This window comes from Georgenia halophila, from assembly GCF_039541595.1.
The window spans coordinates 748,865-771,661 of sequence record NZ_BAABGN010000013.1; the positions used below are offsets into that span (position 1 = coordinate 748,865).

The following is a 22,797-nucleotide window of genomic DNA, read 5'->3' on the forward strand; positions in this document are numbered from 1 at the left end:
TTCGTTCGTTCCAGTTGTCGGTTGACAGTGTGGTGGTGCGGCGGGCCGCTGCCCGGCAGGCACGCGGGTCAGGGCAGGACCACGACCTGCGCGGCGTAGGCGAGCCCGGCCCCGAACCCGATCTGCAGCGCGATGTCGCCGCTGCGTGCCTGTCCCTCGCGCATGAGCCGTTCGGCGGCGAGCGGGATGGAGGCGGCGGAGGTGTTGCCGGTCTCGGCGATGTCGCGACCGATGACGGCGTCGTCGCGCAGACCGAGATTCTTCACCATGTGGTCGATGATCCGCATGTTGGCCTGGTGCGGCAGGAACACGTCGATGTCGTGCGGCGTGAGCCCGGCCGCGTCGATGGCCTCCTCGGCCACCTTGGTCATCTGGAAGACCGCCCACTTGTAGACGGAGGGTCCCTCCTGGCGCAAGGTCGGCCAGGTGACCTCCGCCGCATCCGCGTTCCGGAAGTCCAGCCACGAGTGGGTCTGGCCGATCATCGCCGCCGAGGATCCGTCGGAGCCCCAGACGGTGCGCCCGATGCCCGGGAAGTCGGAGGGGCCGACGACGGCGGCTCCGGCGCCGTCGCCGAGCAGGAAGCTGATCGACCGGTCGGTCGGGTCGATGAAGTCGGACATCTTCTCGACGCCGACCACCAGGACGTGGCGGGCGGTACCGGCACGCACGAGCGCATCGGCCTGCGCGACGCCGTAGGTGTAGCCCGCGCAGGCGGCAGAGATGTCGAACGCCGAGGCCGGCGTGGCACCGAGCCGGTCGGCGATGTGGGTCGCCAGCGACGGTGTCTGCTCGAACCAGGTCACCGTCGCGACGATGACCGCGTCCAGGTCGGCACCGCCGAGGCCGGCCCGGGCGAGGGCCTCCTGGGCGGCGCCCTCGGCGAGGTCCCCCACCGTCACGTTCGCTCCGGCGCGGCGCCGGGAGACGATCCCGGTGCGCTGACGGATCCACTCGTCGGAGGAGTCGATGGGGCCGACGATCTCGTCGTTCACGACCACGTTCTCCCCGCGGACGCCGCCGATGCCGAGGATGCGGGCGTGCTCGACGGGCGCGGCGGCGCGCAGGGCGGGTCGGCTCATCGGGTTCCTCCGTGGCGGCTGACGAGGTCGCGGGCTGCGGGGAGGTCGTCGGGACTCTTGATCGCGACGGTCTCCACGCCAGGCAGCGTACGGCGCGCGAGCCCGGTGAGGACGCCACCGGGGCACAGCTCGACGGCGCCGGTCACTCCCAGCTCGACGAGCCGCTCGCAGCACCGGTCCCACCGCACGGGCGTGGCCACCTGCTTGACGAGGCGGTCGACGGCCTCAGCGCCCGAGGTGACGACGGCACCGTCGGCGTTCGAGAGGAGCGTGACCGCCGGATCGGCGGGGGCGAGGCCGTCTGCGGTCACCCGGACGTGCTCGACGGCGGGCGCCATGTGCTCGGTGTGGAAGGCACCCGCCACCTGCAGGGGGATGACCCGGGCGCGGGCCGGCGGGTCGTCGGCCAGTGCCTGCAGCTGCTCGGCGGTTCCCGCGGCGACCACCTGGCCGCCGCCGTTGACGTTGGCCGCGGTGAGGCCCTGGCGCGCCAGTGCCTCGGCGACCTCCTCGGGGCGGCCGCCGACGACGGCGGTCATGCCGGTCGGGCGGACGGCCGCGGCGTCCGCCATGGCCCGGCCACGCTCGCGGACGAGGACCAGCGCCTCCTCGTCGCTGAGCACACCGGCGACGGCGACGGCGGCGAGCTCGCCCACCGAGTGGCCGGCGGTCACGTCGGGCCGGACGTCGGGTCCGGCGTCACCGAGCAGCGCGTGCAGGCTGAGCAGCGAGGCGGCGACGAGGAGCGGCTGGGCGACGCTCGTGTCCCGGATGGCGTCGGCGTCGGCCGTGGTGCCGAGCGTCCGCAGGTCCAGCTCGGTGACGTCGGCGTAGCGGTCGAGACGGTCGGCAAGGTCCGGGACCTCGAGCCAAGGTCCGAGCATCCCGGGGGTCTGGGCGCCCTGACCAGGGCACAGAAGGGCTAGCACCGTCCCACTCTGCCCGGCGGTCGGGGTCCGGCAGCGCCTACGACGCCTACCAACTCCCTGAAAGCCCCTTGTCGGAGTTCTACAAAACGGCGGGGCACGAGCCCGGATCGGGAGAGATGCCTCACGGGATGCCTCACAGCCCGCGGTGGGTGACGGCCGACTCGGACAGCCGCCCGACGGCGAGGGCCATCTGGAGCACGAAGCCCTCGCGGGCGTCGGTCGGGTCCCAACCGACCACCTGGCCGATGCGGCGCAGGCGGTACCGAACGGTGTTGGGGTGGACGTACAGGGCCCGGGCGGCGCCTTCGAGGGAACGGCCCTGCGCCAGGTACTCCTCGAGAGTCTGTACGAGCGGACCGCCGGACCCGACGAGCGGTCTGTACAGCTCCTCCACGAGCGTGCGGCGGGCGAGGGGATCGCCGTTGAGCATCCGTTCGGGGAGGAGCTCGTCGGCGGGGACGGGTCGTGGGGCCCCCGGCCAGGCGGCGACGGCGAGCATGCCGGCGAGGGCCGCGCGGGCGGAGCGTCCGGCGTCACCGACCTCGCCGGTCTCGGGACCGAGCACCACGGGTCCGGGTCCGAACCGGGGCAGCAGGGTCGTCGCGGCAGCCCGCAGGTCGCTCTCGCCGCCCAGCACGACGACGACACGGTCGCCCTGGATGCCGACGAGCGCGTCCTGCGCCGACCGTCGGCACGCGCGTCGCAGGTCCGCCGTCCGGCGCTCGTCCATGTCCGCCGGCGCGGGACCGACGACGACCATGGTGCGGCCCTTGCCGGACCACCCGAGCGCCGAGATGCGCGAACGCATCGACTCGTCGCCGCCGCGGATCAGGGAGTCGACGACGAGGGCCTCCAGCCGCGCGTCCCAGGCCCCGCGGGACTCGGCGGCGCGGGCGTAGACCTCGGCGGCGGAGAAGGCGACCTCGCGGGAGTAGACGAGCACTGCCTCGCGCAGGTCGGCCTGCTGGCCGGGCTCGGCGAGCTGGACGGCGTTGTCCTCGACGACCTCGACGACGATGCGGACCAGCTGCAGCGTGTGCTGCAGGGAGATGGAGCGGGTCAGCTCGGGCGGGGCGGCGCGGAAGATCTCCTGGGCGTTGTAGGACCCGGCGTCGGGCTCCTCGTACCAGTCGATGAAGGCGGCAATGCCGGCCTGCGCCACCAGGCCGATCCAGGAGCGGTCCTCGGCGGCGAGGTCGCGGTACCAGTCGAGCTCGGCGTCCAGGCGGCGCAGGGCCGCCGTCGTGAGCAGGTCGGTGCCGCCACGGAGCCGCCGGACGACGTCGGAGCTGCCCAGCTCGCGTCCGTTCCGTTGGCTCGTCGTCATCCTGCGAGCATAGGTCAGCGTTGTGGGATGCCTACAAACTAGGCGTTCGAGCCGGCCTCAGCGGCAGCGACCTCCGGCTCGAGCTCGGCGGCCGCGGCCGTCGCTGCGGCGTCGTGCCGTTCCGCGGTCATGGCATCGAGGAGCCGGCGGGCCTCGGCCGGCCGGTGCGCCTCCAGGGCGGCACGGATGACCTGCACCCCGGCCTCCACGACGTGCTCCTTCGCGTTCCAGTGCCCCACGCCGAGGCCGAAGCCCTCGCCCGGCAGGTCCTCCTCACGCAGCATCCGCACGGACTCCGCCAGGGCGGCACCGGTGGTGTCCCGCTCGCACGCACCGCCGAGACGGCGCATCGCGCCCTCACGGTCGTCGTGCAGGGAGAGCCTGGCCAGCTCGACGAGGGCGTACCAGGCGCGCGAGTTGCCGGCGATCTCCTCGGCCAGCGACCACACCGCGAGGTCTGCGGCGCGGTCCTTCGCCTCCACGTGGTGGTCCGCGGTCAGCGGGTCGGCCGGCGCCGCGCCGGCGGCGTGGGACCGCACGAGCTCCGCCAGCGCCTTGAAGGCCTCGATGTCGTTCGGGTCGCTGATCAGCTTCGCCCGCAGCTCGTCCTCGCGCACCACGTCATCCGTGCGCTCCACGGCGGACGGGCGACGGGTCCCGACGCGCGTGGCCGGGGTCTGCCGCGAGAGCAGAGAGCGGAGGCGAGCGATCCAGGACATGTTGCCGAGCCTAACCGGTGGCGCTCCCGGCCGCTGTCCGGGTCAGGACTCGCCTCCCGACGAGCCGGAGACTCCGGCGTTGACGTTGAACAGGTCGTACTTCTCGATCGCCTGCCGGACGACGTCCCGGTCCACCTCGCCGCGGTCGGCGAGGCCCTGGAGGGCACGCACCGCCATCGAGTGGGCGTCGATGAACAGCTGGCGCCGTGCCGCCGGGCGCGTGTCGGAGTAGCCGAACCCGTCGGCGCCGAGGGTGTAGTAGTCCCCGGGGACCCACTGACGGATGCTGTCCTGGACCTGGTGCTCGAAGTCCGACGTCGCGACGAACGGGCCTCCGGCGTCGCGCAGCTTCGTGGTCAGGTACGCCTCGCGCGGCTCCTCCTCCGGGTGGAGGAAGTTGTGGTCGTCCGCGGCGACGCCGTCCCGGCGCAGCTCGTACCAGCTGGTCACCGACCACACGCCGGCGCGGACGCCCCAGTCCTCGGCGAGCAGCTCGCGGGCGTGGAGCGCCCACGGCACCCCGACGCCGGAGGAGAGCAGCTGGACACGCGGGCCGTCGCCGTCGGGTGCGGCGATCTGGTAGATGCCGCGCAGGAGGCCCTCGACGTCGAGGTTCTCCGGCTCCGCCGGCTGGTGCATCGGCTCGTTGTACACCGTGAGGTAGTACATGACGTTCTGGTCGCGGGAGTCGTCGCCGAACATCCGCTGGAGGCCGTCCCGGACGATGTGCCGGATCTCGTAGCCGTAGGCGGGGTCGTAGTGGACGATCGCGGGGTTCGTGGAGGCCAGCACGGGGGAGTGGCCGTCCATGTGCTGGGTGCCCTCGCCCGCCAGCGTGGTCTTGCCGGCGGTCGCGCCGATGATGAAGCCACGGGCCAGCTGGTCGCCGGCGGCCCAGAGCTGGTCACCGGTGCGCTGGAACCCGAACATCGAGTAGAAGATGTAGACCGGGATCATCGGCTCGCCGTGGACGGCGTAGGAGGTGCCGAGCACCTGCATCGCGGCTGCGGAGCCCGCCTCGTTGATGCCGGTGTGGAGCAGCTGCCCTTGCTCGGACTCCTTGTAGCTGAGCATGAGGTCCTGATCCACGGAGGTGTAGTTCTGGCCGTGGACGTTGAAGATCTTCGCCGTCGGGAACATCGAGTCCAGGCCGAAGGTCCTGGCCTCGTCGGGGATGATCGGCACGAAACGTTTGCCGATCTCCTTGTCCTTCATCAGCTCTCGGAGCAGGCGTACGAACGCCATGGTGGTGGCGACCTCCTGCTGGCCGGAGCCCTTCGCGAGAACCTCGTACGGCTTCTCGTCCGGCAGCGGGAGGGGGTCGAACGTGGTGATCCGCTCGGGGATGAAGCCACCGAGCGCCTTGCGCCGCTCGAGCATGTACTGCAGCGCCTCGTCCGACTCGTCCGGCCGGTAGTACGGCGCGTTGTACGGGTCCTCGAGCTGCTCGTCCGAGATCGGGATCCGCATCGCGTCACGGAGCATCTTCAGGTCCGTGGTCTTCATCTTCTTCATCTGGTGGGTCGCGTTGCGTCCCGCGAACGACGGACCCAGGCCGTAGCCCTTGACCGTGTGGGCCAGGATGACGGTCGGCTGACCGGTGTGCTCCAGGGCGGCCTTGTAGGCGGCGTAGATCTTGCGGTAGTCGTGCCCGCCGCGCTTGAGCGCCCAGATCTGGTCGTCGGTCATGTTCTTGACGAGCTCCTTGGTCCGCGGGTCGCGGCCGAAGAAGTGCTCGCGGACGTAGGCGCCGTCGTTCGCCTTGTACGTCTGGAAGTCGCCGTCGGGGACGGTGTTCATGAGGTTGACGAGCGCGCGGTCCTTGTCGGCGTTGAGCAGCGCGTCCCACTCGCGGCCCCAGATGACCTTGATGACGTTCCAGCCGGCGCCACGGAACTGTGCCTCCAGCTCCTGGATGATCTTGCCGTTGCCGCGCACCGGGCCGTCGAGCCGCTGGAGGTTGCAGTTGACGACGAACGTCAGGTTGTCGAGGTTCTGCCAGGAGGCCTGCTGGAGCATGCCGCGCGACTCCGGCTCGTCCATCTCGCCGTCGCCGAGGAACGCCCAGGTGTGCTGCTGGGAGGTGTCCTTGATGCCCCGCTCGTGCAGGTACTTGTTGACCCACGCCTGCTGGATCGCCTGCGCCGGGCCGAGTCCCATGGAGACCGTGGGGAACTCCCAGAAGTCGGGCATCCGCCGCGGGTGCGGGTAGGAGGGCAGGCCGCGGCCCTCCTCCGGGTGGGAGTACTCCTGCCGGAAGCCGTCCAGGTCGGCCTCGGTGAGACGGCCCTCGAGGTAGGCGCGGGCGTAGTTGCCGGGGGAGGCGTGACCCTGGAAGAAGACGTGGTCGCCTCCGCCCGGGTGCTGCTTGCCACGGAAGAAGTGGTTGAGGCCCACCTCGTAGAGGGTCGCGAGCGACGCGTAGGAGGAGATGTGCCCCCCGACGCCGACCCCGGGCCGCTGTGCCCGGGTCACCATGACGGCGGCGTTCCAGCGGATCCAGCCGCGGTACTTGCGCTCGACCGCCTCGTCGCCCGGGAAGTAACCCTCCTCGTGGACGGGGATGGTGTTGACGTACGGCGTCGTGATCGGGTTCGGGATCGCCACGGAGCGCTCACGGGCACGCCGGAGCAGATTCAGCAGGATGTACCGGGCGCGGGGTCCGCCGCGCTCCTCGATGAGGCCGTCGAGCGACTCGAGCCACTCGTCGGTCTCTTCCGCGTCGATGTCCTTGACCTGACTGAGCAGTCCGTTGATCAGGGGCGAGGACTCGTCTCGTGAGCTCACGCGTTCCTTCTTTCGGTCTTGGCGTCGGCGGTGGCGACACGGCGTGCGACACCTCAGCGTAAGCAACATTGTCATGCTCGGAACGCCCGGGGTCGAACCGCGGGCGCCTGGTGCCGTGTGACTCCGAACACCCATGCCGTGCCGATCACCTCGGTGCGCGCACCGCGGCGACCACCTCGGCCTGCCCACCGGCGATCACCTCGGCCTGCCCACCGGCGATCACCTCGGCGTGCGAGCCGTGGCGGTGGCGGGGAGAGTGACCGCCATGACGGACTCTCCACCCAGCCGCCTCAGCGGTCGTGTCATCGGCATCTGCATCGCAGCCGCGCTCGGCGGGTTCCTGTTCGGCTTCGACACCGCGGTCATCAACGGAGCCGTCGACGCGCTGGCGGGATCGTTCGGGCTCGGCACCGCCCTGAAGGGGTTCGCCGTCTCCTCGGCGCTGATCGGCTGTGCGGTCGGCGCCTGGTTCGCCGGGCCGGTCGCGAGCCGGCTCGGTCGGGTCCCCACCATGATGATCTCGGCGGCCCTGTTCTTCGCGTCCGCGATCGGTTCCGGCTTCGCGACCGGCGTCGTGGACCTGATCTTGTGGCGGGTGCTCGGCGGGCTCGGTGTCGGTGCGGCGTCGGTCATCGCGCCGGCATACATCGCCGAGGTCTCGCCGTCGCGGGTGCGCGGCAGGCTGGGCTCGCTGCAGCAGCTCGCCATCGTGACCGGCATCTTCACCGCGCTGATGTCCGACGCCGTGCTGGCCGGGTTCGCGGGTGGTGCCGCCGAGACGCTGTGGCTGGGCCGCGAGGCGTGGCGATGGATGTTCATCGCCGAGGCCGTGCCTGCCGCCGTCTACGGGCTGTTCGCGCTGCGGCTGCCCGAGTCGCCCCGCTTCCTGGTGGCGCGCGGTCAGATCGACAAGGCCTCGCAGGTCCTCTACGACTTCACCGGCGTCGTCAACGTGAACCTGAAGATCGAAGAGATCCGTAGGACGCTCAACGCGGAGAAGCGCGAGTCGCTCGCCGACCTGCGGGGCCGGACGCTCGGACTCAAGCCGATCGTGTGGACCGGGATCCTGCTCTCCGTGTTCCAGCAGTTCGTGGGCATCAACGTGATCTTCTACTACTCGACCACGCTGTGGCGCTCGGTCGGGTTCGCGGAGTCCGACGCGTTGACCATCTCGGTCATCACGTCGGTCACGAACATCGTCGTCACGATCGTGGCGATCCTGCTCGTCGACAAGGTGGGACGCCGGCCGATGCTCCTCGCCGGCTCCGTCGGGATGGCGGTCTCGCTGGCGCTGATGGCTCTTTCGTTCTCGTTCGCGACCATGGAGACGTTGCCCGACGGCACGCAGACCGCGGACCTCGCGGCGCCGTGGTCGCTCGTGGCCCTCATCTGCGCGAACGTCTTCGTGGTCTCCTTCGGAGCCAGCTGGGGACCACTGGTGTGGGTGCTGCTCGGCGAGATGTTCCCGAACTCCATCCGGGCCGGTGCGCTGGCCGTGGCGGCAGCGGCGCAGTGGGCGGCCAACTTCTTCATCTCCACCACCTTCCCGATGTTCGCCAACATCGGCCTGCCGTTCGCGTACGGCTTCTACGCGACGTTCGCCGTGGTGTCGTTCTTCTTCGTCCTGCGCAAGGTGCCGGAGACCAAGGGCATGGAGCTGGAGGAGATGTCCGACGAGCCGACCGTCGGGCGCCGGAGGGCGCCCGCCGAGGCGGCGGACTAGCACCGGAGTCGTCCGGGGTTCGCCAGCTCTGCTCAGCCCGCCCAGGCGAGCTCGTCGCGGCCGTACGGCCGGGGCGGGGCGGGGAAACGCAGGCGTTCGCCGTCGACGCGCAGCGGCGGCGGTACGTGGACCAGCGTCCCGTAGGCCGAGGTGACCGTCTCGGTGCGCACCGGTAGCAGGCCCGCGGCGCGGCGCTCGTCCGCAGACCCGGGCTCGGCGACCGGCCCGGGCGGGCGGGTCTGCAGCTCGTGCGCGACGCGGGCGAGGCTGACACGGACGGCTGCTCCGCCGTCGTCCCGGTGGGCGAGGGCCTCCATGACCGCGGCCGCCAGGAGGTAGCCGGCCGTGTGGTCGAGGGCCTGGACCGGCAGGGCACCCGGCCGGGAGCCGGTGGCGTACCGGTGCGCGATGCCGGTGGCGACCTGGACGATCGAGTCGAAACCCCGCTCGCCCGCCCACGGGCCGCCCGATCCCCAGGCGGACAGCTCGGCGACGACCGGGTGCGGGCGACGCGCGAGGACGTCGCCGGCCGCGAGACCGAACCCGGCGAGCGCCCCCGGCCGGTAGCCGGTGATCAGGACGTCGGCTCCGGCGAGCACCCGTTCGAGGCGTTCCCGGGCGGCCGGATCGGCCAGGTCGGCCTCCGCCGAGCGTTTCCCGAAGCCGGTGTCCAGGTGCTGGTCGAGAATCTCCGGCATCGTGGGCGGGTCGACGCGCAGGACGTCCGCGCCGAGCGCGCCGAGCATGCGGGTGGCCGTCGGTCCGGCGATGACTCGCGTGAGATCGAGGACGCGCAGGCCGGTCATCGGCAGGCGGCCCGTGGCCGGCAGCCCGGCGCCGGCGCCGGTGTGCCGGCGAGTCTCGATGAGGGGCGTGGCGGCCACGGCACGTCCCTGATCGTGGGACAGCCACTGTTCAGGGCGGCGCATCGCCGCGGCCACGCCGCCCGCGGACCGCACCAGCGCCTCGGTGTCGGTGGCCGTCAACCCTCGGACCACGGCACCCACACGGGCCGCGGCCTGCTCGTCGTCGAGGTGCGGACCGATCGCCAGCGCGGACAGCAGCGCGGCCCGGTGGTGCGGGTAGTTCGCATGGAAGCGCACCCAACCGTCGTGGGCCTCGACGAACGTCGACAACGGGGCGAAGCCGGCCACGGCCCGGCCGTCCGCACGGAGGTGACGGAACGAGTCGTAGGCGGCCGCGACGTCGGCCGTGTCGACGCCGACCCGGACGGGACGTCCGCGCACTCGGCCGAGGGCCGCAGCAGCCGCGGCGCACCGCGTGACGGCGTCGAGAGCCAGGCCCTCGACGTCGAGCGGGCCCGCCCACCAGCGGCGCGGCCCGGTGACGGCGACTGCTTCCTCGTTCACGGTCGAACGATCCCACCGCCCGGAGACCGCGGCTAGAGGTCGCGGCGCCGGAACACCAGCAGGCCGAGCACGGTGAGGCCGACCGCAACCACGCCGAGATAGACGGCGGAGTGTGCGAACGCCAGGTCCACCATCTCGTACTCGCACATCATTCCCTGGGCGTCCGTGGTGCACGAGCGCACGTCGTAGGTCGTGCCGTGGTTGATCCACCCGATGATGTTCGTGCTCAGTATCCAGGGCGCGAGCCGGTCCACCTGCTGCCCCAGGATGGCCTCGACGGCCACGCCCCAACCGGCTACGGCGCCGAGAACCGCCGCGGTGTGCCGGAGCAGCAACCCGAGCACCGCACCGAGGGCGGCGGTCACACCGGTCAGCGCGAGCAGACGCAGCGCGGTCCACGCCACGCTCTCCCAATGTTCGGCGGTCATGCCGCCGGCCGTGTCGAACCCGGTGCCGATGAGCCAGGCGCCACCGACCACCACGCCCAGCAGGACGGCGGCGGCCGGCAGGATGCCGAGGCCGGCGGCGAGCACCTTGGAGGCGTAGACGCGGGTTCGGCGCGGCTCGAACGTCAGCCAGGTGCCGAGCGCGCCCGTACTCGCCGCTGCCGCCGTGAAGGTTCCGCCGACGAAGAAGCCGACCAGGAGATAGATCGGTGCGCTGCTGGAGAGCAGCCGCGGGAGGGTCTCCTCGAGCGGCGGCGACTCGAAGAAGAAGTGCTCGCGCTGGGGCGCCATCTGGTCGCAGCCGAAGTCCAGGTCCTCACCGGCGCGTTCGCTCTCTGCCTCCTCCTGCTCGAGGCACTGAGCGATGTTCTCCTCGCCGTGCTGCTCCCAGTCCGCCCGGGCCTGCTGCCAGTACTGCTCCGCCTGCTCGCGTTCCGTCTCGGACATGGGCTGCGAGGTCTGGAAGAACCCGAACAGCACGAGGCCGGCACCGACCAGGCCGGCGAGCATGGCGGCGATGACCAGACGCCGGGAGAACAGTCGCCGTAGCTCGACCTTCAGCAGCCGCATCAGGACACCTCCGCGGCCGGTTCAACGGGTTCGGCCGGTGCGTGGCGTCCGCGTCGGCCGCGTGGCGGTTGCGCGAGAGAGGTCGCGGAGGTCAGCTCGAGGAACACCGACTCCAGGTCCGCACGCTCGGGGACCAGCTCGTGGACGTAGATGCCCCGGTGGGCGAGGAGCTCGGTGATGCGTGCCGGGTCGTCGACACCGCGGACCCTCAGGTAGGGCCCGTCCGGCCGCACGCGCAGGCCGTCACCGCTCAGCACGGCAGCGGCGGACTCGGGGTCGGGGACGCCGACGCGCACGGCGGTGATGCCGGAGTCGCCGATGACGTCGGTGACGGGCCCCTCGGCCAGCAGGCGTCCCGCGCCGATGATGGAGACCGTGTCGGCGATCTGCTCGACCTCGGCCAGGATGTGGCTGGACACCAGCACGGTGCGGCCCTCGTCGGCGAGGCGGCGCATGGTCTGGCGGATCTCGTGGATCCCGGCCGGGTCGAGGCCGTTGGTCGGCTCGTCGAAGATCAGGAGGTCCGGCGACTTCAGCAGGGTGGCGGCGATGGCGAGGCGCTGCTTCATGCCGAGCGAGTAACCCTTGTACCGGTCCTTGCCGCGATCGCCCAGTCCGGTGGCGTCGAGGACCTCGCCGACGCGGGCCTTGGGCGTCCCGATGCCCGCCGCGAGCAGCTCCAGGTTCCTCCAGCCCGTGAAGGTCGGGAAGAACTTCGGCGACTCGACGATCGCGCCGACCCGGCCGATAACGTCCGGAAGCTCGTCGGGCACCTCGTGGCCGAAGATGCGCATGCTGCCGGACTCCGCGCGCACCAGGCCGAGGAGCATCCGGATGGTGGTGGTCTTGCCGGAGCCGTTCGGGCCGAGGAAACCGTGGACGCCACCGACGGGCACGCGAAGGTCCAGTCCCTCCACGCCGACTCGTCGGCCGCCACGCGCCCGGTAGGTCCGGCGCAGGGCCGTCGTGTCGATCGCCAGCTCAGTCATCGGTCTCCCCACGTTCGGCCAGGTCGGCCGCGTCGGCGACCCGCCGGCCACGCTATCGGGGTAACGGACGCCTCCGAGCCAGAACGGGGTGGGCGTTCCGCGGGTTCGCCAGGCGGTGATCTGCGAGCTTGCGCAGCTGGTCGCCACTACGGTGGGGTTGAGCAACTCGAGCACGGGCTCGGACCCGGGTGCGGACATGATGGTCGTGCCTGGACGGACACGACGGGTCGATGGGCCCCAGAGGGAAGGACGCACGTGGCAGTCAGCGCGGGAGCCGGAGCGGGAAGCTTGGGCTTCACTACCGGGCAGGTGATCCAGGAGTTCCTCTACGACGACGACGTCGACTCCGCAGTTCGACAGGGCGTCGAGGAGGCCACCGGAACCGAGCTGGTCGACGAGGAATACGGCGACGTGTCCGACGGCACCATCATCTGGTGGCGTGACGACGACGGTGGTCAGGAGGAGTTGACCGACATGCTGGTCGACGCCCAGGCCAACCTCGACGACGGCGGTCTGATCTGGGTGCTCACCCCGAAGCCCGGACGTGACGGGCATGTGGTTCCGGCGGACGTGGAGGAGGCCGCCCGGACCGCGGGGATGCTCGCCACCTCGGCCATCTCCGTCGGGCCGGCCTGGAACGGCATCCGGATCGCGTCGCGCAGCCGCTCCCGGCGGTGAGCGGCCGGGCCGGGACATCGGTGCCGGCTCCCGGTGCCGCGGCTCCAGGGTCTGTGCGGTCCGCCGGTACCGCGGCCCCAGACTTCGTGCTCCCGGACACGCACGGCACTCCGGTGCGGCTCTCGGCCCTGCGCGGGTCGCCGGTCGTGGTCGTGTTCTTCCCGTTCGTGTTCTCCGGGATCTGCACGGTCGAGCTGCGTGAGCTGCGGGACAACCTCGCCGACTTCACGGCGCGTGGTGTGCGGCTGCTCGCTGTCTCCACCGACGCGATGTTCGCCCAGCGTGCCTGGGCGGAGGCAGAGGGCTTCGGCTTCGACCTGCTCTCCGACTTCTGGCCGCACGGCGAGGTCTCGCGCCGCTACGGGGTGTTCGACGAGCGGAGCGGGCACGCCGTTCGCGGCAGCTTCCTCGTCGACGCCGACGGAACGGTGCGGTGGTCGGTCGTGAAGCCGAAGGGCCGGGCGCGCGAGCTGGCGGAGTACCGCGACGCGCTGGCGACTCTCGAGACCTGAGCCGCTCCGCCCGGGTCCGCGGCGCCGATCGCTCTCGGGTCTGCGCGTGTACCGTTCAGCCCGCGTTCGAGTCGAGTTCTGCTGTCCGAGTCGCCGCAGAGGTGCGCTCCGACCCCCGAACGTTGACTCGATTGCGCGGCCGCGCCGTCACCTCGTCGGCGGGTGGCGTCAGAGCGACCTCTTGAAGCCTTCGTGCGACTGCACGTACCCGAGGTCCCGGTAGAACCGGTGCGCGTCTGGCCGCTGCTTGTCCGACGTCAGCTGGGCGAGGGCGCAACCACGTTCCCGCCCGCGCGCATGCGCGTGCTCCATCATCAGCCGGCCGATGCCCAGTCCCCGGAGCCGGGCATCAACCCGGACCGCCTCGATGTGGAGGCGGGTGGCCCCGTTCCGCGCGATGCCCGGGATGTACGTCAGCTGCATGACACCGACCACCTCGCCGTCGAGCTCGGCCACCACGAGCTCGTCGTTCGGGCTGGAGTCGATCGCCTCGAAGCCGGCGACGTGGGCCGGCCCGAACGAGCCGGTCCGCCGTGATGCGACCGAGTCGTCGGCGATGAGCTCGACCATCCGCTCGAGGTCGTCGCGGCCGGCGGTGCGAAACGCCACGCGTGCGGTGGATTCCGGCGAGGTCACGCACGGACGCTAGCAAGGTTCGACGACCACCGCGGCGATGCCACCTGGACTACGCTGTCGGGGCGCCCTTCGGCGCAGGGGCCTGTAGCTCAGTTGGTCAGAGCGCCGCGCTTACACCGCGGAGGTCGTCGGTTCGAGACCGGCCGGGCCCACCTCGCGGGTAGTTCAGCCGCGAGGTCCAGCCTGAGCCGCGCACGCTCTTGCCCCGCCGAGGCGAGGAAGTGGACTCGCATCGCGTGAGCGTGTTCGGGCGACCGACGCTCATGCCTCGAGGATCGGTCGCGGGTCGAAGGTGACGCGGATGCGGGTGATGAGGCAGTCCTCGAGATGACTCCAGTTGACGGTGGGGATCGGGGCGGTGGCGGCGGTGTGCAGGTCGAACCAAGTCATGGCATCGGGTCCTTCCACGACGCGGGCGCGCAGGGTCAGGTCGGTCATGATCGACTCCGCCATCCCTTTGAGGCCGGCGATGCACTCGTCGATGCCGCTGGCCGTTCCCATGGTGCCGACAAACTCGACGTCGGGTGCCAGGACCGTCCGGAGGCGGTCGAAATCGCGGTTTCGCCACGCGTCGAAGTAGGTCGTTGCGGCGGCGCGGGTGATCTCGTTCTGATTCATCAGAGCGTCCTTCCGGTGGGGTGAAAGGTCAGATGGTCGGGGTCCATGCGCGGGTCGTGACGCCGACGGTGTTCCAGGCGTTGATGACGACGATGAGCGAGACGAGTGCGCCGAGCTCGGCCGGGTTCAGATGGGCGGACGCTTCGCGCCAGTCGGCGTCCGGGACGTGCGTGTCGGCGACGCGGGTCATCGTGTCGGTGAGGGCGAGGGCCGCCCGTTCCCGCGTGGTGAAGAAGGGCGACTCGCGCCACACCGCGACGGCGGCGAGGCGACCGATCGGTTCACCGGCTGAGAGAGCGTCGCGCGTGTGCTCGGCAACGCAGTAGGCGCATCCGTTGATCTGCGATGCCCGCAGTCGCACCAGTTCTCGCAGGCCCGGCTCCACGCCGGCCTCGTCGAGCTCGCGAGTGGCTGCCGCGTCCAACGCGGCCAGCCCCCGAGAGAACGCGGGGGCGGTGGTGTCGATGTCGAGCCGGGTCAGGACGCCGACGGTCTCGGTGGATGTGCTGGTCATGGTGACTTCTCCTCGTTCGCGCTTTCCCTCCACGTTCGTCTCGTTCGAGCCATCTGTCCAACATCAGGTTCGTATCGCACCTATCATCGGTGAATATGGAACTTCATCAGTTGCGATACTTCCTTGCCGTCGTCGACGCAGGGACGTTCACGGCCGCAGCTGAGGCGGTCCGAATCAGCCAGTCGGGCGTGAGCACCCAGTTGCAGAAGTTGGAACGGGAGTTGGGGCTCGCACTCATCGACCGGTCGGCGCGCCGGGTCGTGCTCACTCCGGCGGGGGAGCGACTGGTGCCGCACGCGCGGGCGGCGATCGCCGCGGTCGACGACGTGGCCGGGGCAGCGAACGACATCCGTGGCCTGGTGACCGGGATGCTGCGGGTCGCGACCGTCACCGGGATGGTTTGGCAACCCCTGTTCGACGCGCTCGCGACCATCCATACCCGGCACCCCGGCATCGACCTCCGCCTGCACGAAGGCCCGTCCGGCGACCTGATCGCCCAGATCCGCGACGGCACTGCCGACGTCGCACTCGCCGCGTGGGTGGGTGCGACGCCCGAGGCTGTGCAGACCTCGGTGGTGTTCGACGATCCTCTCGTCGCCGTTGTTGCGCCGGGGCACCCCTGGGCCACACGCGACCGCATCCGCCCCGCCGAGCTCGCCCGCACCGACCTCATCTCACTTGTTCGCGGCACTGGCGCGCGGGCAGCCCTCGACGCGCTCCTCGTGCGCGCCGGAACGTCCGCCGAGCCCCGCTGGGAGGTGTCCTCACCTGCCTACGTGCAGATGCTGACCAGCCGCGGACTCGGTGTGGGCATCGTGAGCGCGACCACGGCTCGCGACTGGGAGGACGTCGTGGCGCTCCGGATCGCCGACGAGCGCGCGCGCTCTCAGCTCGGCATCGTCTGGAAACGTCGGCCGAGCCACGCCGCCCAAGCACTCCTCCACCTTCTCGAGCAGCCGCAAACGCACTCCTGATCGCACGCCATCCCGATCACGGGCCGAGAGATGACGCTTCTCGGAGGCGGAGGCGGAGGCGGAGGCGGAGGCGGCGTGCAGTGCACGCAGCGCGATCACCGCCTTCGACCGATGCGTAGCGGCAACGAAGGCGCTCGCCCAAGTCGCCGGACGGCATCGAGGCGACGTGCTCGACGTCAGCCGTGGGAGCATGCGGACCCGCGGACCGCGACCATGCTCGGCAACGAGGCCAGGCGTGCGCTGCACCCATCGGCACTGTGAAAGGCACCACGTACGGCCGTTAGGCTCGGAACTCATGACCGACGCACTCTCCACGGCCCGCTCGGCCGGGCCGGACCTCACCCTGGCAGACGTGATGTCCGTCCTCGAGGAGCACTACCCTCCCGGCACGGCCGAGGACTGGGACGCCGTCGGGCTCGTCGCCGGCGACCCGGGGGCGCCGGTACGGACGGTGCTGCTCGCGGTCGACCCGACTCCGGAGGTGGTGGCCGAGGCCCTCGACGTCGGTGCGGACCTGCTGCTGACGCACCACCCGCTCTACCTGCGCGGAACCTCCAGCGTCGCCGCCACCACACCGAAGGGTCGGGCGGTCCACTCGCTCATCGCCGGCGGCTGCGCGCTCTACACGGCGCACACCAACGCGGACGCCGCGACGGAGGGCGTGGCCCAGGCGCTGGCGGACGTCCTCGGTCTCGTCGACACGCGTCCGATCGTGCCCCTCGCTACCGACGGTCTCGACACGCTCGTCACCTTCGTGCCCCGGGAGCACACGAGCGCCGTCGTCGACGCCCTCGCCGAGGCCGGCGCGGGACGCCTCGGGGACTACGAGCGTGCGGCATTCGTCTCGGCCGGCACCGGCACCTTCCGGCCGCTCCCGGGCGCTCGGCCCGCCGTCGGCTCGGTAGGTGCGACCGAGGAGGTGGCCGAGGACCGGGTGGAGATGGTCCTGCACCGATCCCGGCGCGCCGCAGCCCTTGCCGCGCTGCGGGACGCCCATCCCTACGAGGAGCCTGCCTACACCCTCGTCGCCCAGGCGGACCCGGGGGCCGCCACCGGGACCGGCCGCATCGGGCACCTGCCGCTACCGACCACGCTCCTGACCTTCGCGGACCTGGTCGCCACCGCACTGCCGGCCACGCCGCAGGGCATCCGGGTGGCCGGCGACCTGGACGCCGAGGTCTACACCGTCGCTGTCTGCGGCGGCGCCGGCGACTCCCTGCTCGGACATGTCCGGTCCGTCGGCGCGGACGTGTACGTCACGGCGGACCTGCGGCACCACCCGGCGTCGGAGCACATCGCCGGCGGACCGCCCTACCTCGTCGACGCGACCCACTGGGCCAGCGAGTGGCCCTGGCTGCCCCGCGCGGCGGCCGTGCTGCGTTCGGCCGCCGAGGCTCGCGGCAGTACGTTGGACCTGCACGTCTCCACGCTGGTCACCGACCCGTGGGACCTCGTGCTGGAAGGAGCCCACCTGTGACCACCGCCCCCAAGGACGCCCAACGCAAGCTGCTCGACCTCCAAGCGCTCGACACGCGGCTCGCGAAGCTCGCGCACCAGCGGCGCACGCTGCCCGTGCTCGCCGCCCTGCAGGAGCTCGAGGGCCGCGGCGAGGACGTCCACCGCGCTCAGGTGGAGGCCCGCACGGTCGCCGCGGACACCCGGCGTGAGCTCGCCCGCTCGGAGGCCGACGTCGAGCAGGTCCGCAGCCGTGCCGCCCGGCACCAGGCCACGCTCGACGCCGGGCAGGGCGTCTCCCGCGAGCTCCTCGCCCTGCAGAACGAGCTCGCCCAGCTGGGGGAGCGGCAGAGTGTCCTGGAGGAGATCGAGCTCGAGATCATGGAGCGCCTCGAGACGGCCGAGAAGCAGGTCGCCGAGCTCGAGGCCCAGGAGAAGGCCATCGCGGGGGACCGCGAGCAGCACATCGCCGACCGCGACGCCGCGTTTGCCGAGATCGACGCCGAGGCTGAAAAGCTCAATGCTCAGCGTGCGGAGCTCGCCGGCGAGGTCGACGCCGAGCTCCTCGATCTCTACGAGTACGCACGCTCGCGCACCGGTGGCCTCGGAGTCGTCGCGCTGCACGGCCACCGCACCGAGGGCGTGAGCATCGACTTCAGCCTGAGCGAGCTCTCCGCGATCGACACCGCCGCCGAGGACGAGGTGCTCGTCTCCGAGGAGCACGGCTACGTCCTCGTCCGCCTGGACGACGGCGAGACCTCCGGCCGGGCATGACCGACGCGGTCCCGGTCCCGGCAGGCGTCGGAGTCCGGGCCTTCTGCCGCCGGGACTAGCCGCGCTCGACGAGCGTGAGGGTGCGGCGCCCGCGGACCGCGGTCCCGAGCTCGACGGCGTGGATCGATCCGCCGTCGACCATCTCCTGGGCTGCCTCGGCCAGACGCTCCGCCGTCCGCGGCGGCCGGCTCGTGCGCGTCAGCAGGTGGTGGGTCAGCAGACCGCGCGCGTGCTTGGCGTTGTGGGAGACCACCTGACGCTGGCCCGTGACGTCCTCGCGCACCACCTGCACGGTCACGTGGTCGCAGTCCCGCGGCGGCTTCCATGCGGCCGCGTAGGCCGCCGAGCGACAGTCGACGACGACGTCGCCGCTGGCCCGCTCGTCGAGGACACCGGCGAGGTGGGCACGCCAGAACGCCGACGGCTTCCCACCGGGCAGGCCGGGCAGCGCGGCCCCCATGGAGAGCCGATAGGCCGGCACGCGGTCCGACGGCTCGAGCACGCCCCACAGGCCCGAGAAGATCCGTACGCACTGGGCGGCACGCCGCCGCGCCGTACCGGTCAGCTCGGGCAGGCCCGCGGCGGCGAACAGGACCCCGGAGTAGACGCGGGCCGCGGGTGCGGCAGGCGCGGTGCGCAGCCCGGTGTTGTGCCGGACCTCGTCGGCGACTCCGGCACCGACACCGAGCAGGTCGGGCGCGTCGTCACGCGCCGAGACCTCGACGAGCCGGTCGAGGACACGTTCGCGAGCGCCCGTGAGCGCGGCCGAGGAGAGTTTCGTGAGGTCGACGGGGGCGCCGCGGGCGGGCGCCGTCTTGCCCTCGGAGGGCGGGAGGAGCACGAGCACCACGCGATGCTAGCCCGACGGCGGGGACGTGGCTGACGCCGGCCGCGTCCCGGGTGCTGGGCCGGTAGCATGGGTGTACGGATGAGTCGGCCAGGCGGTCGCGTCACACCCTCCAGGTGTGCCGAGGAACGTCCGGGCTCCGCAGGGCGGGGTGGTGGGTAACGCCCACCCGGGGTGACCCGCGGGAAAGTGCCACAGAAAACAGACCGCCGCCGGGCTCGCCCGGCGGTAAGGGTGAAACGGTGGTGTAAGAGACCACCAGCGCGGCGGGTGACCGTCGCGGCTCGGTAAACCCCACCCGGAGCAAGACCAGACAGCAGGCGTTCGAGGGCTGCCCGCCCGAGCCTGTGGGTAGGTCGCTGGAGGCGTGCGGCAACGTACGTCGTAGATGGATGGCCGCCACCGCGCCCCCCGGGCCGCGGCTACAGAACCCGGCGTACCGGCCGGCTCATCCGCCCTCGCAGCATTGCCGCGCCGGTGGCCGCGACGCACCCGGCGGGCCCTCCAACCGCCGGGTGCGTAGCTGTGAGGTCAGTCCTCGTTCGGCATGAGGATCCAGAGGATGAAGTAGGCGATGATCTGCATCCCGGGGATGAACAGGATCAGCAGGAACAGCAGTCTCGCCGTCCACGGACTCATGCCGAAGCGGCGGGCGAGTCCCGCGCAGACTCCGGCGATGATGCGGTCGCGGCGGGGACGGACCAGTCCGGAACGGCTCATCGACCGGCGGATGTCGGCCATGTCAGGATTCCTCTCTTCGGGTACGTGACCACGATGCCCCGACCGCGCGGTCGCCACATCCGGGAAGGCCCCTGACCGCGCCCCTGACCGCGCCGTCGGCGACCCTGAGCTGGCGCGCCACATCGGCACGACTCCCGCAGGCATGGCCTTCGTAGTGCTCGCCGGCGAGGTGGGCCGCAGTGCCATGGCCGCGCGTGCCGGGCCAGAGCCGGCGTCAGCGGTGGCCGATGGCCGCCAGGTGCGCCGCACCGACGATGCCGGCGGTGTTGCGCAGCTCGGCCGGCACGATGGGCGCGTTCGTCTTGAGCAGCGGCAGGAACTTCTTGTGCCGCTTGCTCACGCCGCCGCCGACCACGAGCAGGTCCGGGGAGAACAGCATCTCGACGGTCTCGTAGAACCGCTGAAGCCGCTTGGCCCACTTCTCCCAGCTCAGGTCCTCCCGCTCGCGCGCGGACGAGGCCGCCCGCGACTCGGCGTCGTGCCCGTCGATCTCCAGGTGCCCCATCTCGGTGTTGGGCACCAGCTTGCCGTCGAGGAGCATGCCGGAGCCGATCCCGGTGCCGAGCGTCGTGACGATCACGACGCCGGACACGTCCTTGGCGGCACCGTAGATGCCCTCGGCCACCCCGGCGGCGTCGGCGTCGTTGACGGCGATGACACTGCGGCCGGTGGCCTCGCTCATCAGCGCCGGCACGTCGACGCCCGTCCACGACTGGTGCAGGTTCGCGATGAACGGCACCACGCCGTGCTTGATCGGCGCGGGGAACGTCAGCCCGACGGGCGTCTCCGGCGGCAGGTCGAAGGACGCCACCAGCTCGGCGACGGTCGCCGCGACGGCCGCCGGCTTCGACGGATCGGGTGTCGGGATGCGGATCCGGTCCGCGGCGAACTCGCCGGTGGCAAGGTCGACCGGCGCGCCCTTGATCCCGGAGCCGCCGATGTCGATGCCGAAGGCCAGCGCGGGGCCGGCGGACCTGCTCATGACGCTCCCTGGCTGACGGTCAGGATCTCTGCGCCGTCGTCCGTCACGACCAGCGTGTGCTCCCACTGGGCGGTGCGGGACCGGTCCTTCGTGACCACGGTCCAGCCGTCGTCCCACTGCTCCCAGTCGGCCCCGCCGAGGGTGAGCATCGGTTCGACCGTGAAGACCATGCCGGGCTCCATGACCTCGTCGTGCTGGGGCGCGCTGTCGTAGTGCGGCACGACGAGGCCGGAGTGGAACGCCTCGCCGACGCCGTGCCCGGTGAACTCGCGGACCACGCCGTAGTCGAACCGGCGCGCGTAGGACTCGATGACCCGGCCGATGACATTGACCCGACGGCCGGGGCGGATCGCCTTGATGCCACGCTCCATGGCCGTCCTGGTGCGCTCGATCAGCAGGCGGGACTCCTCGTCGATCTCCCCGACGGCGAAGGTGGCGTTCGTGTCGCCGTGCACGCCGTCGAGATAGGCGGTGATGTCGACGTTGACGATGTCGCCCTCGGCCAGCACCGTGCTGTCCGGGATGCCGTGGCAGATCACCTCGTTGACGGACGTGCACAGCGACTTCGGGAAGCCTTTGTAGCTGAGCGTGGACGGGTAGGCGCCGTGGTCGACCAGGAACTCGTGGCCGACGGCGTCGAGCTCGTTCGTCGTCACGCCGGGTCGTACGTTCCGGCCCACCTCGGCCAGGGCCTCGGCGGCCAGACGCGAGGCCCGGCGGATCCTGTCCACCGTCTCCGGATTCTTCACGTCCGAGGCCGTGATCCGTTCGGGACCGGTGCGCCCGACATACTCGGGGCGGGGGATCGCGGCCGGGACGGTGCGTACTGGTGAGACGGTGCCCGGGATGAGGGTGCCCCGGGGCGCACGGTCGGCGAGCATGGTGGCGAGTGTACGGATACCCAGCACAGTCAGGAGCAGCAGCGGTGAGTGAGTCAGCAGCGGAGCAGTGGTACTACGACCTCGGTACCAAGCAGGTCGTGCAGGGCAAGGTGCGTGGCGCCACGAACCGGATGGGCCCGTACGCGAGCGCGGAGGAGGCCGCGCAGGCGATGAAGCATGCGGACGAGCGCAACGAGGAGTGGACCGAGGAGGAGAAGGCCTGGAACAGCGGCGACACCGAGCAGTGAGACGTGGCCGGCGGCGGGATCGCGTCGGTGAGTCGCGCGCCGGCCGGTCATGAGCCCGGCGACGTGCGCTCAGGAGCGGCGCGCGCTCAGGACTCGAAGGTGTGCTCCGACGTCGGGAAGGACTTCTCGCGAACCGCCTCGGCGTAGGACCGTGCCGCATTGTGCAGCTCGGCGCCCACGTCGCCGAAGCGGCGCGAGAACCGGGGGGACCACGACGTCATGCCGGCCATGTCGGTCCACACCAGGACCTGACCGTCGACGTCGGCGCCCGCGCCGATGCCGATGGTGGGCACGTCGATCACCTCGGTGACGCGCGCGGCGACCGCGCCGGGCACCATCTCCAGCACGACGGCGACGGCGCCCGCGTTCGCCAGCTCGAGCGCGTCGCCCACGAGCTTCTCGGCGGCATCCTGCCCGCGTCCCTGGACCCGCTTGCCGCCGAGAAGGTTCTCGGACTGGGGGGTGAAGCCGAGGTGCGCGACCACCGGGATGCCGGACCGGGTCAGCAGGGCGACGTGCTCGGTCAGGTGCGCGCCGCCCTCGAACTTCACGGCGTGCGCGCCGGCCTCCTTCAACATCCGCACCGCCGTCGCCAGGCACTGGTCGGGACCGGCCTCGTAGGACCCGAACGGCAGGTCCGCGATCACCATCGCTCGGCGCGTGCTGCGGGCGACGGCACGCACCGCCGGGATCATCTCGTCGACGGTCACCGGGATCGTCGTCGGATGGCCGTGCATGGTGTTGCCGATCGAGTCGCCGACCAGCAGCATGTCGATCCCGGCCTCGTCGAAGATCGGCGCGGTGACGGCGTCGTAGGCCGTCAGCATGGTCAGGGGCTTGCCACGCTCCTTGGCCTGACGGAGATGGTGCACCCGGAAGCGGCGGGGGGCTGCCGCGCCCTCGGCGCTCGACCCCTCCGTGCTCGGGACGCGGCCGGACGCCGAACCGGACACAGGGTCCGTCATGGTTCCTCCTGACAGGCTCGTGGATGTGCC

General features: G+C 71.5%; 23 protein-coding genes, 1 tRNA gene and 1 other RNA gene. 9 read left to right on the plus strand and 16 right to left on the minus strand.

Features of this window, described 5'->3' with window-relative positions; all coding sequences use genetic code 11:
- Positions 1 to 68: 68 nt before the first annotated feature.
- From ABD907_RS19525 to aceE, 5 genes are all read right to left on the minus strand, one after another.
- The gene (locus ABD907_RS19525) at positions 69 to 1,082 is read right to left on the minus strand and encodes a beta-ketoacyl-ACP synthase III (protein ID WP_345218658.1); all 1,014 of its coding nucleotides are present in this window, start codon (positions 1,080 to 1,082) and stop codon (positions 69 to 71) included.
- The gene (locus ABD907_RS19530; RefSeq protein WP_486334122.1) at positions 1,079 to 1,966 is read right to left on the minus strand and encodes an ACP S-malonyltransferase; all 888 of its coding nucleotides are present in this window, start codon (positions 1,964 to 1,966) and stop codon (positions 1,079 to 1,081) included. Before ABD907_RS19530 ends, ABD907_RS19525 begins: the two co-directional genes overlap by 4 nt.
- Before the next feature lie 178 nt (positions 1,967 to 2,144).
- The gene (locus ABD907_RS19535; protein WP_345218662.1) at positions 2,145 to 3,338 is read right to left on the minus strand and encodes a PucR family transcriptional regulator; all 1,194 of its coding nucleotides are present in this window, start codon (positions 3,336 to 3,338) and stop codon (positions 2,145 to 2,147) included.
- Between the two features lie 38 nt (positions 3,339 to 3,376).
- On the minus strand, positions 3,377 to 4,057 hold the full coding sequence (locus tag ABD907_RS19540; RefSeq protein WP_345218664.1) for a hypothetical protein: 681 nt from the start codon (positions 4,055 to 4,057) through the stop codon (positions 3,377 to 3,379).
- A gap of 42 nt (positions 4,058 to 4,099) precedes the next feature.
- Complete coding sequence (gene aceE / locus ABD907_RS19545; protein ID WP_345218666.1) at positions 4,100 to 6,844, minus strand: pyruvate dehydrogenase (acetyl-transferring), homodimeric type; 2,745 nt, start codon at positions 6,842 to 6,844, stop codon at positions 4,100 to 4,102.
- Positions 6,845 to 7,109: 265 nt separating this feature from the next.
- Here aceE and ABD907_RS19550 point away from each other — a divergent pair, with 265 nt between their 5' ends.
- The gene (locus tag ABD907_RS19550; RefSeq protein ID WP_345218669.1) at positions 7,110 to 8,567 is read left to right on the plus strand and encodes a sugar porter family MFS transporter; all 1,458 of its coding nucleotides are present in this window, start codon (positions 7,110 to 7,112) and stop codon (positions 8,565 to 8,567) included.
- Between the two features lie 32 nt (positions 8,568 to 8,599).
- Here ABD907_RS19550 and ABD907_RS19555 read toward each other — a convergent pair whose 3' ends face one another.
- The 3 genes from ABD907_RS19555 to ABD907_RS19565 are packed head-to-tail and all read right to left on the minus strand — an operon-like array spanning position 8,600 to position 11,942.
- Positions 8,600 to 9,937, minus strand: a complete 1,338-nt coding sequence (locus ABD907_RS19555; RefSeq protein WP_345218671.1) for a CoA transferase — start codon at positions 9,935 to 9,937, stop codon at positions 8,600 to 8,602.
- Between the two features lie 32 nt (positions 9,938 to 9,969).
- Positions 9,970 to 10,953: an ABC transporter permease subunit gene (locus tag ABD907_RS19560; RefSeq protein WP_345218673.1), complete on the minus strand. Its 984-nt coding sequence runs from the start codon at positions 10,951 to 10,953 to the stop codon at positions 9,970 to 9,972.
- On the minus strand, positions 10,953 to 11,942 hold the full coding sequence (locus ABD907_RS19565; protein WP_345218674.1) for an ABC transporter ATP-binding protein: 990 nt from the start codon (positions 11,940 to 11,942) through the stop codon (positions 10,953 to 10,955). The genes ABD907_RS19560 and ABD907_RS19565 overlap by 1 nt, the downstream gene beginning before the upstream one ends.
- A gap of 288 nt (positions 11,943 to 12,230) precedes the next feature.
- On the opposite strand from ABD907_RS19565, the gene ABD907_RS19570 reads away from it, so the two are divergent.
- Together ABD907_RS19570 and ABD907_RS19575 are read left to right on the plus strand one after the other, a co-directional pair.
- Positions 12,231 to 12,620 carry a DUF3052 domain-containing protein gene (locus ABD907_RS19570; RefSeq protein WP_345218676.1) on the plus strand — a complete coding sequence of 130 codons (390 nt, stop codon included), beginning with the start codon at positions 12,231 to 12,233 and terminating at the stop codon, positions 12,618 to 12,620.
- Between the two features lie 20 nt (positions 12,621 to 12,640).
- Positions 12,641 to 13,132, plus strand: a complete 492-nt coding sequence (locus ABD907_RS19575) for a redoxin domain-containing protein (RefSeq protein ID WP_345218932.1) — start codon at positions 12,641 to 12,643, stop codon at positions 13,130 to 13,132.
- Positions 13,133 to 13,300: 168 nt separating this feature from the next.
- On the opposite strand, the gene ABD907_RS19580 is transcribed toward ABD907_RS19575, so the two are convergent.
- Entirely contained in the window at positions 13,301 to 13,702 is a 402-nt protein-coding gene (locus ABD907_RS19580; protein ID WP_486334142.1) for a GNAT family N-acetyltransferase, read from the minus strand.
- Between the two features lie 144 nt (positions 13,703 to 13,846).
- Here ABD907_RS19580 and ABD907_RS19585 point away from each other — a divergent pair.
- A tRNA-Val gene (locus ABD907_RS19585) sits at positions 13,847 to 13,920 on the plus strand.
- 109 nt (positions 13,921 to 14,029) lie between these two features.
- Here ABD907_RS19585 and ABD907_RS19590 read toward each other — a convergent pair.
- Together ABD907_RS19590 and ABD907_RS19595 are read right to left on the minus strand one after the other, a co-directional pair.
- Entirely contained in the window at positions 14,030 to 14,386 is a 357-nt protein-coding gene (locus tag ABD907_RS19590) for a nuclear transport factor 2 family protein (protein WP_345218680.1), read from the minus strand.
- A 28-nt stretch (positions 14,387 to 14,414) separates the two neighbouring features.
- Complete coding sequence (locus ABD907_RS19595; RefSeq protein ID WP_345218681.1) at positions 14,415 to 14,900, minus strand: carboxymuconolactone decarboxylase family protein; 486 nt, start codon at positions 14,898 to 14,900, stop codon at positions 14,415 to 14,417.
- A gap of 95 nt (positions 14,901 to 14,995) precedes the next feature.
- Here ABD907_RS19595 and ABD907_RS19600 point away from each other — a divergent pair, with 95 nt between their 5' ends.
- The 3 genes from ABD907_RS19600 to ABD907_RS19610 all read left to right on the plus strand — a co-directional run bounded on the left by ABD907_RS19600 (position 14,996) and on the right by ABD907_RS19610 (position 18,103).
- Entirely contained in the window at positions 14,996 to 15,874 is an 879-nt protein-coding gene (locus tag ABD907_RS19600; protein WP_345218684.1) for a LysR family transcriptional regulator, read from the plus strand.
- A 295-nt stretch (positions 15,875 to 16,169) separates the two neighbouring features.
- Complete coding sequence (locus ABD907_RS19605; protein WP_345218687.1) at positions 16,170 to 17,351, plus strand: Nif3-like dinuclear metal center hexameric protein; 1,182 nt, start codon at positions 16,170 to 16,172, stop codon at positions 17,349 to 17,351.
- On the plus strand, positions 17,348 to 18,103 hold the full coding sequence (locus ABD907_RS19610; RefSeq protein ID WP_345218688.1) for a zinc ribbon domain-containing protein: 756 nt from the start codon (positions 17,348 to 17,350) through the stop codon (positions 18,101 to 18,103). The genes ABD907_RS19605 and ABD907_RS19610 overlap by 4 nt, the downstream gene beginning before the upstream one ends.
- Before the next feature lie 55 nt (positions 18,104 to 18,158).
- Here ABD907_RS19610 and ABD907_RS19615 read toward each other — a convergent pair whose 3' ends face one another.
- Complete coding sequence (locus ABD907_RS19615) at positions 18,159 to 18,950, minus strand: YaaA family protein (protein ID WP_345218689.1); 792 nt, start codon at positions 18,948 to 18,950, stop codon at positions 18,159 to 18,161.
- A gap of 82 nt (positions 18,951 to 19,032) precedes the next feature.
- On the opposite strand from ABD907_RS19615, the gene rnpB reads away from it, so the two are divergent.
- Positions 19,033 to 19,405, plus strand: an RNA gene (rnpB, locus tag ABD907_RS19620) — RNase P RNA component class A.
- A 76-nt stretch (positions 19,406 to 19,481) separates the two neighbouring features.
- Here the strand turns inward: rnpB and ABD907_RS19625 are convergent.
- From ABD907_RS19625 to map, 3 genes are all read right to left on the minus strand, one after another.
- Complete coding sequence (locus tag ABD907_RS19625; RefSeq protein WP_486334143.1) at positions 19,482 to 19,670, minus strand: PspC domain-containing protein; 189 nt, start codon at positions 19,668 to 19,670, stop codon at positions 19,482 to 19,484.
- Positions 19,671 to 19,905: 235 nt separating this feature from the next.
- Complete coding sequence (gene ppgK / locus ABD907_RS19630; RefSeq protein WP_345218692.1) at positions 19,906 to 20,673, minus strand: polyphosphate--glucose phosphotransferase; 768 nt, start codon at positions 20,671 to 20,673, stop codon at positions 19,906 to 19,908.
- Positions 20,670 to 21,554, minus strand: coding sequence for a type I methionyl aminopeptidase (gene map / locus ABD907_RS19635; protein WP_345218694.1), 885 nt, complete (start codon positions 21,552 to 21,554; stop codon positions 20,670 to 20,672). Before map ends, ppgK begins: the two co-directional genes overlap by 4 nt.
- A 44-nt stretch (positions 21,555 to 21,598) precedes the next feature.
- On the opposite strand from map, the gene ABD907_RS19640 reads away from it, so the two are divergent.
- On the plus strand, positions 21,599 to 21,802 hold the full coding sequence (locus tag ABD907_RS19640; protein ID WP_345218696.1) for an SPOR domain-containing protein: 204 nt from the start codon (positions 21,599 to 21,601) through the stop codon (positions 21,800 to 21,802).
- A gap of 86 nt (positions 21,803 to 21,888) precedes the next feature.
- Here the strand turns inward: ABD907_RS19640 and panB are convergent, their stop codons facing one another.
- Complete coding sequence (gene panB, locus ABD907_RS19645; protein ID WP_345218697.1) at positions 21,889 to 22,767, minus strand: 3-methyl-2-oxobutanoate hydroxymethyltransferase; 879 nt, start codon at positions 22,765 to 22,767, stop codon at positions 21,889 to 21,891.
- Positions 22,768 to 22,797: the final 30 nt, after the last annotated feature.

What these genes read in the sequence shown, in the direction of transcription:
- ABD907_RS19525 (WP_345218658.1), bottom strand. Translation starts at nt 1,082, where the DNA reads ATGAGCCGACCCGCCCTGCGCGCCGCCGCGCCCGTCGAGCACGCCCGC.
- ABD907_RS19530 (WP_486334122.1), bottom strand. Translation starts at nt 1,966, where the DNA reads ATGCTCGGACCTTGGCTCGAGGTCCCGGACCTTGCCGACCGTCTCGAC.
- ABD907_RS19535 (WP_345218662.1), bottom strand. Translation starts at nt 3,338, where the DNA reads ATGACGACGAGCCAACGGAACGGACGCGAGCTGGGCAGCTCCGACGTC.
- ABD907_RS19540 (WP_345218664.1), bottom strand. Translation starts at nt 4,057, where the DNA reads ATGTCCTGGATCGCTCGCCTCCGCTCTCTGCTCTCGCGGCAGACCCCG.
- ABD907_RS19550 (WP_345218669.1), top strand. Translation starts at nt 7,110, where the DNA reads ATGACGGACTCTCCACCCAGCCGCCTCAGCGGTCGTGTCATCGGCATC.
- ABD907_RS19560 (WP_345218673.1), bottom strand. Translation starts at nt 10,953, where the DNA reads ATGCGGCTGCTGAAGGTCGAGCTACGGCGACTGTTCTCCCGGCGTCTG.
- ABD907_RS19565 (WP_345218674.1), bottom strand. Translation starts at nt 11,942, where the DNA reads ATGACTGAGCTGGCGATCGACACGACGGCCCTGCGCCGGACCTACCGG.
- ABD907_RS19580 (WP_486334142.1), bottom strand. Translation starts at nt 13,702, where the DNA reads ATGGTCGAGCTCATCGCCGACGACTCGGTCGCATCACGGCGGACCGGC.
- ABD907_RS19590 (WP_345218680.1), bottom strand. Translation starts at nt 14,386, where the DNA reads ATGAATCAGAACGAGATCACCCGCGCCGCCGCAACGACCTACTTCGAC.
- ABD907_RS19595 (WP_345218681.1), bottom strand. Translation starts at nt 14,900, where the DNA reads ATGACCAGCACATCCACCGAGACCGTCGGCGTCCTGACCCGGCTCGAC.
- ABD907_RS19600 (WP_345218684.1), top strand. Translation starts at nt 14,996, where the DNA reads ATGGAACTTCATCAGTTGCGATACTTCCTTGCCGTCGTCGACGCAGGG.
- ABD907_RS19605 (WP_345218687.1), top strand. Translation starts at nt 16,170, where the DNA reads ATGACCGACGCACTCTCCACGGCCCGCTCGGCCGGGCCGGACCTCACC.
- ABD907_RS19625 (WP_486334143.1), bottom strand. Translation starts at nt 19,670, where the DNA reads ATGAGCCGTTCCGGACTGGTCCGTCCCCGCCGCGACCGCATCATCGCC.
- ppgK (WP_345218692.1), bottom strand. Translation starts at nt 20,673, where the DNA reads ATGAGCAGGTCCGCCGGCCCCGCGCTGGCCTTCGGCATCGACATCGGC.
- map (WP_345218694.1), bottom strand. Translation starts at nt 21,554, where the DNA reads ATGCTCGCCGACCGTGCGCCCCGGGGCACCCTCATCCCGGGCACCGTC.
- panB (WP_345218697.1), bottom strand. Translation starts at nt 22,767, where the DNA reads ATGACGGACCCTGTGTCCGGTTCGGCGTCCGGCCGCGTCCCGAGCACG.